At 71.4% G+C, this 14,160-nt stretch carries 14 protein-coding genes; 8 read left to right on the top strand and 6 right to left on the bottom strand.

Annotated elements, in window-relative coordinates; all coding sequences use genetic code 11:
* The first annotated feature begins 31 nt into the window (after positions 1-31).
* Together DJ017_RS09365 and DJ017_RS09360 are read left to right on the top strand one after the other, a co-directional pair.
* Positions 32-769: an SDR family oxidoreductase gene (locus DJ017_RS09365; protein ID WP_111528468.1), complete on the top strand. Its 738-nt coding sequence runs from the start codon at positions 32-34 to the stop codon at positions 767-769.
* 10 nt (positions 770-779) lie between these two features.
* Positions 780-1,400 carry a 2-hydroxychromene-2-carboxylate isomerase gene (locus DJ017_RS09360; protein WP_111528467.1) on the top strand — a complete coding sequence of 207 codons (621 nt, stop codon included), beginning with the start codon at positions 780-782 and terminating at the stop codon, positions 1,398-1,400.
* A 13-nt stretch (positions 1,401-1,413) separates the two neighbouring features.
* On the opposite strand, the gene DJ017_RS09355 is transcribed toward DJ017_RS09360, so the two are convergent.
* Entirely contained in the window at positions 1,414-2,763 is a 1,350-nt protein-coding gene (locus DJ017_RS09355; RefSeq protein WP_111528466.1) for a flavin monoamine oxidase family protein, read from the bottom strand.
* An 85-nt stretch (positions 2,764-2,848) separates the two neighbouring features.
* Between DJ017_RS09355 and DJ017_RS09350 the strand changes: the two genes are divergently transcribed.
* Complete coding sequence (locus DJ017_RS09350; protein ID WP_111528465.1) at positions 2,849-3,487, top strand: TetR/AcrR family transcriptional regulator; 639 nt, start codon at positions 2,849-2,851, stop codon at positions 3,485-3,487.
* Here DJ017_RS09350 and DJ017_RS09345 read toward each other — a convergent pair.
* The gene (locus DJ017_RS09345) at positions 3,484-4,653 is read right to left on the bottom strand and encodes a patatin-like phospholipase family protein (RefSeq protein WP_227000084.1); all 1,170 of its coding nucleotides are present in this window, start codon (positions 4,651-4,653) and stop codon (positions 3,484-3,486) included. The genes DJ017_RS09350 and DJ017_RS09345 overlap by 4 nt on opposite strands.
* Before the next feature lie 113 nt (positions 4,654-4,766).
* Between DJ017_RS09345 and DJ017_RS09340 the strand changes: the two genes are divergently transcribed.
* Positions 4,767-5,426: a lysoplasmalogenase gene (locus DJ017_RS09340; protein ID WP_111530034.1), complete on the top strand. Its 660-nt coding sequence runs from the start codon at positions 4,767-4,769 to the stop codon at positions 5,424-5,426.
* Here DJ017_RS09340 and DJ017_RS09335 read toward each other — a convergent pair.
* Complete coding sequence (locus tag DJ017_RS09335; RefSeq protein WP_111528463.1) at positions 5,404-7,218, bottom strand: transglycosylase domain-containing protein; 1,815 nt, start codon at positions 7,216-7,218, stop codon at positions 5,404-5,406. The two genes, DJ017_RS09340 and DJ017_RS09335, sit on opposite strands and share 23 nt — an antisense overlap.
* Before the next feature lie 119 nt (positions 7,219-7,337).
* On the opposite strand from DJ017_RS09335, the gene DJ017_RS09330 reads away from it, so the two are divergent.
* Entirely contained in the window at positions 7,338-8,105 is a 768-nt protein-coding gene (locus DJ017_RS09330) for a COG4705 family protein (protein WP_111528462.1), read from the top strand.
* Here DJ017_RS09330 and DJ017_RS09325 read toward each other — a convergent pair.
* Both DJ017_RS09325 and DJ017_RS09320 read right to left on the bottom strand, forming a co-directional pair.
* Positions 8,095-10,392: a TonB-dependent receptor gene (locus tag DJ017_RS09325; protein ID WP_111528461.1), complete on the bottom strand. Its 2,298-nt coding sequence runs from the start codon at positions 10,390-10,392 to the stop codon at positions 8,095-8,097. The genes DJ017_RS09330 and DJ017_RS09325 overlap by 11 nt on opposite strands.
* A gap of 75 nt (positions 10,393-10,467) precedes the next feature.
* A complete protein-coding gene (locus DJ017_RS09320; RefSeq protein ID WP_111528460.1) occupies positions 10,468-10,677 on the bottom strand; it encodes a DUF2188 domain-containing protein in 210 nt (69 codons plus the stop codon).
* 285 nt (positions 10,678-10,962) lie between these two features.
* On the opposite strand from DJ017_RS09320, the gene DJ017_RS09315 reads away from it, so the two are divergent.
* Positions 10,963-11,172, top strand: a complete 210-nt coding sequence (locus DJ017_RS09315) for a cold-shock protein (RefSeq protein ID WP_111528459.1) — start codon at positions 10,963-10,965, stop codon at positions 11,170-11,172.
* A 334-nt stretch (positions 11,173-11,506) separates the two neighbouring features.
* On the top strand, positions 11,507-12,940 hold the full coding sequence (locus DJ017_RS09310; protein WP_111528458.1) for a DEAD/DEAH box helicase: 1,434 nt from the start codon (positions 11,507-11,509) through the stop codon (positions 12,938-12,940).
* Here DJ017_RS09310 and DJ017_RS09305 read toward each other — a convergent pair.
* Positions 12,937-13,548, bottom strand: a complete 612-nt coding sequence (locus DJ017_RS09305) for a hypothetical protein (protein ID WP_111528457.1) — start codon at positions 13,546-13,548, stop codon at positions 12,937-12,939. The genes DJ017_RS09310 and DJ017_RS09305 overlap by 4 nt on opposite strands.
* Positions 13,549-13,795: 247 nt before the next feature.
* Here DJ017_RS09305 and DJ017_RS09300 point away from each other — a divergent pair, with 247 nt between their 5' ends.
* Positions 13,796-14,119 carry a DUF2061 domain-containing protein gene (locus DJ017_RS09300; RefSeq protein WP_111528456.1) on the top strand — a complete coding sequence of 108 codons (324 nt, stop codon included), beginning with the start codon at positions 13,796-13,798 and terminating at the stop codon, positions 14,117-14,119.
* Positions 14,120-14,160: the final 41 nt, after the last annotated feature.

Raw genomic sequence — 14,160 nt, 5'->3', positions numbered from 1 at the left:
CTAAGTTCGGAAACAGAACGGAGTGGTGGCGATGGCTGAGCGGAAGGGCGCCTGCCTGGTGGTGGGCGTCGGCGACGGACTGGGCTCGGCCCTGGCGCGCGCCTTCGCGGAGGAAGGCCTCGCCGTCTGCATGACCCGGCGGGCGCGCCACCTGGACGACCTCGAGGCCCTCGCTCGGGAGATCCGCGCGGACGGCGGCGCGGCGCACGCCTTCGGCGTCGACGCCCGCTCAGAGGAGGAGATGGTCGAGCTCTTCGCGCGCATCGAGCGCGACGTCGGTCCGCTGGAAGTGGTGATCTTCAACATCGGCGCGAACGTGCGCTTCCCGATCGCCGAGACCACCACGCGGGTCTTCCACAAGGTCTGGGAGATGGCCTGTTTCGCCGGCTTCCTGACCGGACGCGAAGCGGCCCGGGCGATGGCGCCGCGCGGCCGCGGGACGATCCTCTTCACCGGCGCGACCGCCAGCGTCCGCGGCCGCGACGGCTTCGCCGCCTTCGCCGCCGCCAAGCACGGCCTGCGCGCCATCGCCCAGAGCATGGCCCGCGAGCTCGGCCCACAGGGCGTCCATGTGGCCCATGTGGTGATCGACGGGGCGGTGGACGGCGTCTTCATCCGCTCCAACCGCGAGGACGTCGACGATCTCCTCGCCCGCGACGAGGTGCTGAAGCCCGCGGACATCGCCCAGGCCTATGTCGCCCTGCATCGCCAGCCGCGCTCGGCCTGGACCCACGAACTCGACCTCCGCCCCTGGCGCGAGACCTGGTGAGAGACGCCCCATGACCAAGCCCGTGACCATAGACTTCATCTTCGATTTCGGGAGCCCGAACGCCTACCTCGCCTGGCAGGTGCTACCGGCCATCGCCGCCCGCACCGGCGCGGCGGTGAACCTGATCCCCTGCCTGCTCGGCGGCATCTTCAAGGCGGCCAACAACCGATCGCCCGTGGAGGCCTTCGGCGAGGTCAAGGGCAAGCTCGCCTACGAGCAGCTGGAGACCCGCCGCTTCGTGAAGAAGCACGGCCTCGACCGCTTCAGGATGAACCCGAACTTCCCCGTGAACACCCTGATGATCATGCGCGGCCTGATCGCGGCGCGGCGGCTGGGCGTCGGCGACCGCTATCTGGGGGCCGTGCTGGCCGCCATGTGGGAGGCGGGCGAGAAGATGGACGATCCGGCCGTCATCGCCCGGGTGCTGAGCGCCGCCGGCCTCGACGCCAAGGCGATCCTCGAGGCCACCCAGGACCCCGGCGTGAAGGCCGAACTGGTGGCCAACACCGAAGCCGCGGTTGCGCGGGGCGTCTTCGGTATTCCGACCTTCTTCGTCGGCGAGGAGATGTTCTTCGGCAAGGACCGTCTGGGCCAGGTCGAGGAGGCGGTCGGCGAGGCCCAGGCCGTCTAGGCCGTCTAGGCCGTCACGCGAGCTTGGCGAGCACCTCGGTTGCGGCGCGCTCGCCCGACTGCAGGGCGCCGTCCATATAGCCCATCCACTCGGTGGCCGTTTCCGTGCCGGCCCAGTGGATGCGGCCGCACGGCTCGCGCAGGGCCGGGCCGAAGCGGGTGAGCACGCCGGGGCCCATGGTCCCGACGTAGCAGCCGCGGCTCCACTCCTCCGCCGTCCAGTCCTGGTCGTCGTAGCCGATCGGCTGGGCCGCGTCCGGCCCGAAGTAGTCGACCAGCGAGGCGATCACCGCCTGGCGGCGGCTGTTGTGACCGGCGCTGGACAGGGCCACCGCGTGGTCGCCGTCGATGAAGCCCACCAGCATGCCGCAGCGCTCGTCCTCCGGCGTTTGGTCGAAGACGATGTTGAAGGCGTGGGCGTCGCTGGCCACCTGGCCGGAGAGTCCGGCCTTGCGCCAGAACGGCGTCTCGTAGGCGACGTGCACCTTGATCACCGAGCCCATGGGCATGCGCTGGGTGAGGCCATCGCGGCTGGACGGCAGCGGGGCGTTGTAGGCGATCCGCTGGGCGAGCGCCGGCGGCACGGCGACGATGGCCTGGCGGGCGGCGATCTCGCCGCGGTCGGTGGCCACCCTGACGCCGTCTTCGTCCTGAGCGATGGCGCGGACCGGCGCGTTCAGCTCCACAGTCTCCGCCAGCGGCGCGGCCATGCGGCGGGCGATCTGGAAAGCGCCGCCGCGGAACTTGGCCGCCTGGGCGCCGCCCTCGACGCCGATCAGGGTCTCCAGGCTGACCCCGGAGCGCAGGTATTCGAGGAAGAACAGGTAGGAGAGCTGCGCCGGCTCGACGCAGAGGACCGCCCGGGTCACCAGTTCGGCGAAGAGGCGCGCGCCGCCGGTCTTCACATGCCGGCGGATCCAGCTCTCCAGCGTCTGGCCGTCCCATTCGACGGCCTTGGCGGCGGTCCATGGCGCCTCGGCCGGCAGGGTCTGGGCTTCGCGGTTCCAGCGCTTCACCACCCCGTCGAGCTCTAGGAGGGCGTGGAGCGGCAGGCTCGGCGTGTCGCCGGCGTAGGTAGAGCGGCGGCCCTTGCGCATCAGCACCTGGCGGCCCTGGTCATACTGGTCGTAGGTCTCGACGCCGAGCGCCGCCGCCTCGGCCAGCAGCCGCTTCTGCTGCGGCCCGACCCACTGGCCGCCGCGATCGATGGCCACACCGGCCAGTTCCCCGCCCAGGGTGCGGCCGCCGACCCGATCGCGCGCCTCCAGCACCGCCACGCTGCGGCCAGCGGCCTTCAGCACCGCCGCCGCTTTGAGCCCGGCAATACCTGCGCCGACCACGACCACGTCCACGCTGCGCTGCATGGTCCCCTCCCCCACTTTCCGCTTCCCGTGAATTCTGATCTGCTATTTACGTGAACGCGTTCAATTTATTCAAGGGCGAAGTCTGATGAGCGAGACGACCCCACGACGGCGGGGGCGGCCGGCCCGTGGTGCGGCCGCGGCCGAGGACGCCAGGGCCCGCATCGTCCGCGCCGCGCGGGAGCTGTTCGTGCAGCTCGGCTACCAGGGCGTCTCCATGCGCGCGGTGGCCGAGCGGGCCGGCTGCTCGGCGGGGGCGCTGTACACCGCCTTCCCGAACAAGCGCGCCCTCCTGCGGCACATCTGGGAGCTGGCCTTCGCCGAGCTGCTGGAGCGTCTGAAGGCGGAGGCCGGCCACGCCGCCGACCCGCTGGACCGGCTTCGGGCCCTGCTGCTCGCCCAGGTGTCGTTCTGGCGGGCCAATCCGGACCACTTCCGGGCGATCTTCCTGATCGAGGACGAGGTGAGCGCGCCGGAGGAGACCTACTTCGTCGAAAGCTCGGCGGCGGCGGACCAGATCATGGCCCTGATCCTGGAAGCCATCGGATCTGCCCAGTCGGCAGGCGCCTTGCGGCCCGGCCCGCCGGCCGAGCTGCTGGAGGTGTTCTTCGCCGGCCTCCATGGGGTGGCCTCGCTGCTGATCACCGTGCCGGAATTCCCGTGGAGCGACGGCGAATCCCTGCCCGCGCGGACCATCGACATCCTGCTGCGCGGCGCGGCGGCCTAGCGGCTCTGCAGGAAGGCCAGGAAGTCGCTCCACGGATCGGAGCGGGCGGCAGGCGTGCGCCAGAAGTCGGGGGCCTGGGCCGCGGCTTCGGCGGCGTCAAACAGGCGGCGCATGGCGGCGGTGTCGAAATTGAGCATCGCGCCGTTGTCGGTCGCGCCGGGCGCCTCGGCGATCGAGGCGACGCTGAGCGAAAGATTGTGGGCCACGCAGAAGGTGACCGCCACGTTCAGCGCCTGGCGGTAGGACACCCGCAGCATGGTGTCGAAACTGCGCACCAGCACCGACGGCAGGCTGATGGCGGTGGTGCGCGGCGCCGGATCGAGCACGGTGTTGATCAGGACGTGCACGCGGCCACGGCGCATGCGCCGGCCGAGCTGGCGCCAGTGGAGCAGGGCCTCGGGCATGATGAACAGCGGCGCGGCCACCCCGCCGTCGGCGTGCAGCTCCTCGAACTCGGCGCCGTCCTGTTCGACCGTGAATCGCCGAGGCGGGAACAGGCCCGGCAGGCTGGCCGAGGCGATCAGCACGTCGCGGAACATCCGCACCGCCTCTGGACCGCCGCGGGCGGCGATCTCGCCCATGTCCCAGATGCAGGGCTTCTGGCGGTCGAGGTCGGTGGTCGCGACGAGCAGCCGCCGGCCCAGCCGGTGCTGGGCGGCGACGGCCTCGATCAGGCGCTCGTCCACGAAGGGGCCGACCAGGCCTTCCAGGGCGTCCGGCTTGAAGAGGCCGCCGTCCAGCAGGGGCGAGACGCCCATCAGCCCGAACGCCTGGGCCGCATGGCCGCCGCAGTAGGCGTCGCGCAGCCTGTCGTCCCACTCTGGCCCGAGGAAGGCGAAGGGCGCGATCAGCGCGCCTGTGGAGACGCCGGTGACGATGGCGAAGGTCGGCCGGCGACCAGCGCGGGTCAGCCCCGCCAGCGCCCCTGCCGAGAAGGCGCCGCCTGCCGCCCCCCCGGAGATCGCCAGGATGTCGAAGTCGGCCCCGCCCCAGCTCGAGGCCGGCAGGGCCAGGCGGTCGGCCGCCGCGGCCAGTGAGGCGTCAGCCTGTTCGAACGAGAGCCGCACCCCGGCGAAGCCCTTCGGCTGGGCGCCGTCGGCCGGCGCCGGCAGCCGCGCCCGGCGCGGCTTGGGGAACCCCGGCCAACCTGTCTCCGACGACGCCACGCCGACCACCCTGCTCCGCTTCGCTCCCAGTTTAGCCAACCGCCGCCTTGCGCCGCTAGCGTCGCCCGGCCGAACGCCGTTAGGGTCGCGCCCAAACCGGCCGGGGGACAGCCATGGGATGGAAGGACGCGGCCGCACGCGCGGCCCTGATCGCCGCATTCGTCGGCGGAGCGAGCTATATGGCGGCCTGGCCGCTGCACCTGGATCACCCGGTGATGACCGCCTGGAAGGGCTCGGGGGTCGCGTTGCTGGCGGTCTACGCCGCCTTGCGGGCGAGGAGCCTCGACGGCTGGCTGATCGCCCTGGTGATGGCGCTCGGCGCAGCGGGCGACGTGCTGCTGGAGGTGATTGGCCTGACCCGCGGCGCCCTCGCCTTCCTGGCCGGACACCTGGTGGCGATCGGGCTCTACGTGAAGAACCGCCGGCCCGGGCTCGGCCCCACGGACTGGCTGGTGGCGGCGGCGCTGGTCGTGGCGACCGTGGCCACCGCCTGGGCCCTGCCGGCCGACCGCGCCATGGCCCCGGGCATCGCGCTCTACGCCACGGGCCTGTCGTGCATGGCCGCTAGCGCCTGGCTGTCGCGCTTTCCGCGGGGGTGGGTCGCCCTCGGCGCGGTGATGTTCCTCGTCTCCGACCTGCTGATCTTCGCCCGCAGCGGCCCGCTTGCCGGCCAGGCGTGGGTCGGGATCGGGGTCTGGACCCTCTACTTCGGCGGCCAGGCGATGATCGCCCTCGGCGTCACCCGCGCCCTCAGCGAGCCCCGACCGGCGTAGCGGCAGGGGCCGGGACGGCCGGCGGCGGCAGCGCGTTCGGATCGATGGGCGGCGGCGGAGGCGGCGGCGGCGGACCGACCGGGATCTGCAGCCGCGGCACCCGCTTCAGCGCCTTGACCATGTAGGTCTTCCACGCCTCGGCCGGCGCGAGGCCCCCGGTGACCTTGCGCATGGAGCTGTTGTCGTCGCGGCCCATCCAGACCACCGTCGCAAAGCCGCCCGTGAACCCGCAGAACCAGGCGTCCTTGTAGTCCGATGTGGTGCCGGTCTTGCCGGCCAGGTCGTAGCCCGGGACGGCGGCGCGCACGCCGGTGCCCTCGGTGAGCACCGTGCGCATCATGCCGGTGAGCTCGGAGAACGCCGGGTTGGCCGCGACGAGCTGCAGCGGCGGGTTGCGGTGCTGGTAGAGCACCTGGCCGCCGGCGCGGATCCGCTCGACGCCATAGGCCTGCACCCGGTAACCGCCGTTGGCCAGCACGGCATAGGCCTGGGCCATTTCCAGCGGCGTCACCAGGCTGGTGCCGAGCGCCATGGCCGGGTCGGTGTTGATCGTCGAGACGATGCCGAGCCGCCGGGCTGTGGCGGCGACGTTCTGGCGGCCGACCTCGTCCGCGACGCGGGCCGCGACGGTGTTGACCGATTCCGCCAGCGCCTTCTGCATCGTGATCGGGCCGAGGAAGCCCTCCTCGTAGTTCTTGGGCGACCAGCCGGCGATGGTCACCGGCTCGTCGACCACCGGCGTCTCCGGCGTGCGGCCCTGCTCCAGGGCGGTCAGGTAGACGAAGGGCTTCCAGGCCGATCCGGCCTGGCGGTGCGCTTCGACGGCGCGGTTGTAGGGGGCGGTGGCGAAGTCCGTTCCACCCACCATCGTCCACACCCGACCGAAGCCGTCGACGCTGACCACGGCGGCCTGCTCGACGCCCTGGGCCTTGTAGCGGGCGGTGGTGGCGCGGATGGAGTCCGCCGCGGCGTCCTCCAGCGTCAGGTCGAGGGTGGTCTCGACCACGAGGTCCTGTTTCGGACGGCCGACGATCTTCAGGGTCTGGTCGTCGATCCAGTCGAGGAAATACTGAGCCGGCGCCTGGGCGGCGCTCTTCCAGACCTTGGGCGTCGCGGCGAGCGCCTGGGCGCGCTGGGCCGAGGTGATGGCGCCGGTCTGGACCATGGCGTCGAGGACGAGCCGGGCGCGCTGGGCGTTGGCCTCGGGCTGGGTCACCGGGTCGTAGTTGGTCGGCGACTTCATCAGCGAGGCCAGCATGGCCGCCTCGCGGATCGTCAGGCGCGCGGCCGGCTTGTTGAAATAGCGCTGGGCAGCGGCCTCGAGGCCGTAGGCGCCCTCGCCGAAATAGGCCCGCGACAGGTATAGGCCGAGGATCTGCTTCTTCGAATAGGACTGCTCGAGCTGGATTGCGTAGACGAGCTCGGTCGCTTTGCGCTCCACCGACTTCTCCGAGGAGAGGAAGAGCAGCTTGGCCGTCTGCTGGGTGATGGTCGAGGCGCCCTGGGCCGCCCGGCCCTTCAGGGCGTCAACGGCCAGCGCCTTGGCCATGCGCAGCGGATCGAACCCCGAGTGCTCCCAGAAGTGCTGGTCCTCGATCGAGACAAAGGCCGCGGGCACATAGGCCGGCAGGCGGTCGACGTTGACCGGCGGGGCGTAGCGGCCGCCGCGCACGCCCAGCACCTGGCCGTTGCGGTCGACATAGGTAATCTGGGGATCGCGCCGGATGGGCGGCAGGGCGGGCAGTTCGGGCGTTTGGCCCAGGATGGACACCGCGGCGACTAGGCCGATCACGGTCAGCTCCTCTCGACGCCCCCCGGCGTCCCTTCGGGCCTCCTTCTGGCGACTCGAACGGTTAAGAGAAAGCTAATTTCCTGTAATGCGGCGATCGGCGCGGCGGCTGGAGGGAATCGATGCCGGGAAGAGACGACGACCTCCTCTCCAAGGTCCCGCGGGTCACCCTCGCCTTCTGGGCCATCAAGATTCTCGCCACGACCCTCGGCGAGACGGGTGGCGATGCGCTCTCCATGCAGCTCGGCCTCGGCTACGCGGTGAGCACCCTCATCTTCCTGGCCTTCTTCGCGGTGACCGCGACCGCGCAGGTGGCGGGCCGCCGGTTCCACCCGCTCGCCTACTGGGCCTGCGTGGTGGCCACGACCACGGTCGGCACCACCGCATCGGACTATTTCGACCGCACGCTCGGCCTCGGCTACGTCGCCTCCTCGGCGATCCTCCTTTGCGGGGTGATCGCCGTGCTGTTCGCCTGGCGGCGGACGACGGGGTCCATCGCGGTGGACAGGATCACGAGCCGCACGAACGAGACCTTCTACTGGCTGACCATCCTGGTCTCGAACACGCTCGGCACTGCGCTCGGCGACTTCACCGCCGACGACCTCGGCGCAGGCTTCGAGGGGGGAGCCTTGATCTTCGCCGGCCTGATCGCCCTCGTGGCCGCGCTCAACGCCTTCACCCGGATTCCCAAGCCGCTGCTGTTCTGGGCGGCCTATGTGCTCACCCGCCCGCTGGGCGCGACGCTCGGCGACACCCTGACGAAGCCGCTCGACCATGGCGGCCTCGCCCTCGACCGGATCGCCGCCTCCCTGGCCATCCTGGCGGCGATGGCGGCGGGGGTCTGGCTCAGCGAACGCCGCCAGGCCCGAGAAGCTCTGGCTAGAAGCTGACCCTCAGGCCGATCTCGTAGGTGCGCGGCGGGGCCGGCGTCAGGCTGCGGGGGTTCGCCGCGCCGGGGGCTTCACTCAAGGCCACGGACGAGGTCTGGGCGAAGGTCCCGAAGGTGGCGTAGCGGCGGTCCGCCAGGTTCTCGACCGAGCCGAACAGCTCGACCTTTTGGCCCAGGCGGATCGCGCCCGAGAGGTTGGCGACCACGTAGCCCGGAACCTGGGGCGTCAGGTTGGCCTCGTCCCCCGCCAGCGGCCGTCCCGAGGAAGCGACGGCGTCGACGCCGACCCGCCAGCCCGGCGCCTGGTAGGTGACGCTCGCCTTCAGGCGCTGGCGCGCGACGCCGGGCATGCGGTCGCCGGGCCGGACATGGATCAGGCCAGCGGCGTCGGCGGCGGGGTTGTCGGGGCTGGTCAGGGTCAGGGGTGTCTGGAAGGTCGCGTCGGTGAAGGCGTAGGTGACGAAGGCGCCCCAGCGGCCGGCAGCGAGCTGGCCCTGCGCCTCCATGCCCTGGCGCCGCGTGCGGCCGACGTTCTCGAAGTAGCCGCGGCCCCGGACGTCGCTGGCGACACGGGCGATGTCGTCCGCAGTGTCGGCGCGGAACAGGCCGAGGCTCCAGGTGAGAGTGTAGCCGTCGGTCCGGCGACGGCCGCGCAGCCCCGCCTCCCAGGTGCGCGCGGTAACCAGCTTCAGTGGCGGATCGGCGAGGAAGAAGTCGGTCAGGCTGCAGGGCGCCGCGGGGCTGGCGCAGGAGAGTTCCGCCGGGGTCGGGGTCCGGCTCGCCTCGGCGTAGCCAGCATAGGCGGTGACCCCGCCGCCGAACGCATAGGTGAGGCCCGCCGACGGATTGAACCGATCGAAGGGGTGATCGCCGTCGAGCGCCGTGCCGATGCGGTCCCGCAGCTTCACATGCGCCCGGTCGAAGCGGCCCGACAGCGTCAGCGCCAGAGCCGGCGTCGCATGCCAGGTGTCGGTGGCGTAGAGGCCCGCGTAGCTGGTCCGCGCCGTCAGGGCGACCGGCGCAATCGGGCCGCCCGCCTGGTCGACCAGGACACCCGGGCCCGCGAAGCCGCGATCGGCGGTGAGGGTCCCGATGAGGGTCGAGGCGGCGAAGCGGGTGCGGCCGAGATCCAGGCTGGCCCCGGCGGTGAAGGTGTTGGGCCGCCCGGCGAGCGGCGCGGTGGAGACGAGCTGGACGGCGCCGCCAGCCCGGTCGGTGCGCGTCCGGCCCTGGTTGAGCACAGCGTAGGGGCCTTCCCCGTCGAACGCGGGGATCGCCACGCCCGAGCCGTCGGTCAGCACTGGACCGTCGTCCTCCAAGCACAGGATCGCGTCGTCGGCCGCGCAGGGCGCCGCGTCGGTGGCGTCGCCGTTGACCGTGCGCTGGCTGAGGCGGCCGGCATAGGCCTGGGCCTGCAGCGACATGGCGTCGGAGGCGCGGTAGTTCGCGGCCAGCCGCGCCTGGCCGAAGCGGTCGCCGGTGCGGTCCGGATGGGTGAACACGGCGCGGCGGTCGGCCGCCGTCAGCTCGACGGGCGCTGGGCCGTTTCCCGTGAGCCGGTTGTCGGCCGCGGTCAGGCCGAGGTCGAGGCTCCACGGACCCTCCCTCCAGCCCAGGCCCGCGTAGGCCTGGCGCAGGGTCGTGGGCGAGAAGCGCCGCCAGCCGTCGTCGTGCAGGGCCGAGGCGGCGACGAAGACGCCCAGGCGGTCGGAGGCGGCGCCGTATTGCAGCTCGCCGTGGCGGCGGCCGAAGGAGCCGGCAGAGACCTCGGCCTCGCCGCCGGAGTCGGAGAAGCCGGTCTTGAGCCGGACCGACAGGGAGCCGCCCAGCGCATTGAGCCCGAACGTGGGGTCGGAGCCCTGCAAGGTGACGCCGGCGATCGCCGCCTCGGGCACGAGGTCCCAGTTCACTGTCTCGCCGAACGGGGAATTGAGCCGCACCCCGTCCACATAGACCGCCAAGCCCTGAGGCACGCCCTGCAGGGGGGAGGCTTCGAAGCCGCGATAGACGAGGCTCGACTGATAGGCCTCGCCCTGGGCGTTGGTCAGGCTGACGCCGGGCGCCTGACGCTCCAGAGCCTGGAGGAGGATCGAGCCGGCCCCCGGGCGAAGATCGTCGGAGCCGAGAGTGGTGACCGCGCCGATGGCGTCTTCCGCCGCCGTCTCGGCGCCCGACAGCGGGGCGCGGCCGACCACCGTCACCCCACCCACCTCGGCGGGCTTGGACGCAGCGAGCGCGCAGGACGGCAGGGCCGCGGCGGCGGCGAGGATCAGGAGGCGGCGACGCATGGGGGCGGGACCCTAGTGGCGCCCGCCGCACGTCGCAAACCCGCGGAATCTCCCCGCGACTTCTCAGGGGAGGCGTCAGGCCTGGGCGTAGAAGCCCTGCTCGCCGTGGATGCGCACCTGACAGGGCCGGCCGCCGTCCTGGGCGACGCGGGCGCGGCGGTGGGCGGCCGCCTTGGCGACCTCCTTCTCCGGCGAATGTCCGAAGTATTCGCCTTCGTGTTCGACGGCCCACTGACCGTCGTGGCGCATGATGGTGAAGACCGCCCGGTCGGGAATGTCGCGCATGGAAGGCTCCTTGACCTGGAGAACCAGGGCCGAGGCGACTGGATCCGATTTCGTGCAGCGTCTAGCACGAAAAGCGGGCTCTCCGGTGAGAATTATCCGAATAAAACTTGCAACTTCGGAAGCTTGACTCCATTATAGCGCCCATCGAATATCGTTCAGGATCGGCGACTTCCGGACTGGATCCAGAATCCAAGCTCCACTTCCGCCTCAGACCCTCTCCGAAAATTTGATCTCCACGCCCAGGTTGGGCTTGCGAGCAACGATGTCCGGAAAGGGACAGGCACTATGACGACCGGTACTGTGAAGTGGTTCAACGGAACCAAGGGCTTCGGCTTCATTCAACCCGACGAGGGTGGCGCGGACGTGTTCGTGCACATCTCGGCGGTGGAGCGCGCGGGCATGGCCTCGCTGCACGAAGGCCAGAAGGTGAGCTTCGAGCTGCAGCGCGACGCCCGCAGCGGCAAGATGGCCGCCGCCGACCTGCGCGCCGCCTGAGGCGAGACGCCACGGGATTTCGGAAGGGGTCGGCGTCCGCGCCGGCCCCTTCTTCGCACCTGCGACATCCAAGAGACAGCCCGCGGCCGAATGGTCGCCGCGACTTGACTTCACCGTGCCGAGCCACGATGTGAGCCCCGCGTCCGGGCTCATCCGGCACGCTTTCGGCGCTCCAGCCGCGTGGGACCGCATCCGGTCCAGCCTGTCGAGCGCCGTCGGAAGACCATCCGATCGCCCATCACGCGGGGCGCTCTCCATAGACCCCGCGCTTTCCGCGACCCCGGCCCTTTGGCTGGCGGCCGCGCATCGCGCATACGCGAAAGATCCAACAGTTTTGACCCAATTCACCGACCTCGGCCTCGCGAAGCCGCTCCTCAAGGCTTTGGCGGACGAGGGCTACACCCAGCCGACGCCGATCCAGGCGCAGGCCATTCCCGGCGTCATGGCCGGCCGCGACCTGCTGGGCATCGCCCAGACCGGGACCGGCAAGACCGCCGCCTTCGCCCTTCCGATCCTGCACCGGCTGGCGGAAGACCGCCGCCCGGCCCCGCGCCGCTCGGCCCGGGTGCTGGTGCTGTCCCCGACCCGTGAACTCGCGACCCAGATCGGCGAGAGCTTCAAGGCCTACGGCCGCCACCTCGGCATCAGCGTCGCGGTGGTGTTCGGCGGCGTGAAGTACGGCGGACAGATGCGCGCCCTGGCGGGCGGCGTCGACGTGCTGGTGGCCACCCCCGGCCGCCTGCTCGACCACCTGCAGGAGAAGTCGATGACCCTCGAGGGCGTCGAGACCTTCGTCCTCGACGAGGCCGACCAGATGCTCGACATGGGCTTCATCGTGCCGATCCGCCGGATCGTGAAGTTCCTGCCCAAGCGCCGCCAGAACCTGTTCTTCTCGGCGACCATGCCGGCGGAGATCGAGGCCCTGACCGGCGAGATCCTCAATCCCAACCCGCTGAAGGTGTCGGTGACGCCGCAGGCGACCACCGTCGAGCGGATCAACCAGAAGGTCCTGTTCGTCGAGCAGCAGCGCAAGCGCGCCCTGCTCGCCGAGCTGTTCGACGATGCGAGCTTCAAGCGCGTGATCGTGTTCACCCGCACCAAGCGCGGCGCCGACCGCGTGGCCCGCGGGCTGGAGCAGGTGGGCATCGACGCCGCCGCCATCCACGGCGACAAGAGCCAGGGCCAGCGCGAGCGCGCCCTGGCCGCCTTCAAGGCCGGCGACGTGCGCGCCCTGGTGGCCACAGACATCGCCGCTCGCGGCATCGACATCGACGCGGTCAGCCATGTGGTCCAGTTCGAGCTGCCGAACGTGCCGGAAGCCTATGTGCACCGCATCGGCCGGACGGCCCGGGCCGGCGCCGACGGCTCGGCCGTCGCGTTCTGCGCCGACGACGAGCGCGGCCTGCTGAAGGACATCGAGAAGGTCACCCGCCAGCGGATCCCCTCCTTCGACCGGCGCAATGATCGCCACCTCGGCGCGGCGACCGCCGCCATGCCGGAGCCGACGCGGGCCGAGCGTCCCGAGCGGACCCAAGGCGGTCGACCTCAGGGCGGTCGTGCGCAGGGGAGCCGCGGCCAGGGCCAGGCCCAGCCGCACCGCGGCGAGCACAAGCCCAAGCCCAACCGCAACCACAGCGCCCCCAAGCCCGGCCATCGCCACGAGGGCGGCCCGGCGCGGGCGGCCGAAGGCCAGAAGGCCGACGGCTACCGCGGTCCCCGGCGCCGCCGGCGTCGCGGCGCGGGCGGCGGCCAGGGCGCCAGCGCCTAGGCCGAAGCCGGCCGGATCCTGGCCGCCTCCTCGCGGATCATCCGCGGGAGCGCGGCCGCGATCTGGCGCAGGTCACCCTGCAGGGCGGCGAGCGACGGGGGAGCCTCGCCCTCCAGCACCGGCTCGAGCGCGTACATCGTGTCTGGATTGTCGTACTCGGAGTGGGTGACGAACACCCGCCATGGGCGCGACAGCCTCCCCTCGATCGCTAGCGCCGAGAGGCCGCCGGCGAGCAGCCGCAGGTGCGCCTGCGAGCGGGCGTAGAACCACAGGGACGGTGTCTTCCAGAGACGCCCGTCCGGGGCGTCATGGCCCTCGCACGACCAGCAGGTTTCGAACACGCCGAGCCGCTTCATCTCGAACACCAGCGGCGTCATGGCCGGCTCGATCGGATAGAGCTCCGGATCGACCGACAGCGCCGCCGACGCCTGCGGGCACTCGGGGGTGCAGGCGCATTCGCACATCGTCGAGCCGCAGATCGCGCAGCGGACCGCGCACCCCGGATCGCACACCCGGCCCGAGACGCGCGCGCCGCGCGCGGCCTCGCCGAGTTCGGCGTCCAGCCGGCGCAGCTCTTCCGATGACCAGGACCGACGTCTGGTTCGCATGCCGCCCTCCGGCGAGGCGGCGCCCTCCCCCGAACGCCGCTTCCGCCCCGAGCCCGCCGCAGAACAGCGGTCTCCCGACTCAAGCAGGCTAACGAGTCGGTCCGTGCAGCGCCACGACCGCGCGTTGCATCCGGCCGGCCGTCGCTGCGAGCCCATAAGAAAACCTATCGGCTGACTGGGAATAACTCGCGCGCCAAAATTCGTGTAAGGTGGCACCTAGGCTCGGCCATCTTCTCGGAGGGAAGCCATGTTCCTGCGTGCGCCCGAAGCCCACTCCCGGTCCTTTGTGAAGGCCGTCAGCTGGCGCGTGCTCGGCAGCATCGACACCTTCGTCATCAGCTATTTCATCACGGGCAAGCTGGTGTTCGCGGCCTCCATCGCCTCGGTTGAGACCTTCACCAAGATCATGCTGTTCTATTTCCACGAGCAGGCCTGGGCGCGGGTGCGCTGGGGCCGCAGCGATCAGGTGCTGGCCGCGGAAGACGCCAAGAGCGAAACCGCGCATGCGCCGGCGGCCACCCCCGCCGCATCCGCCGAGCAAGCCGGCGCCCTGGTCGTCGAGCCCGCCTGAGCGGCCACGCCCTCTCCCAGCGGAAGCTTCGCTACGCGGAT

This window comes from Phenylobacterium soli (assembly GCF_003254475.1).
Lineage (GTDB): Bacteria > Pseudomonadota > Alphaproteobacteria > Caulobacterales > Caulobacteraceae > Phenylobacterium > Phenylobacterium soli.
This window is presented reverse-complemented; position numbering and strand designations above follow the sequence as displayed.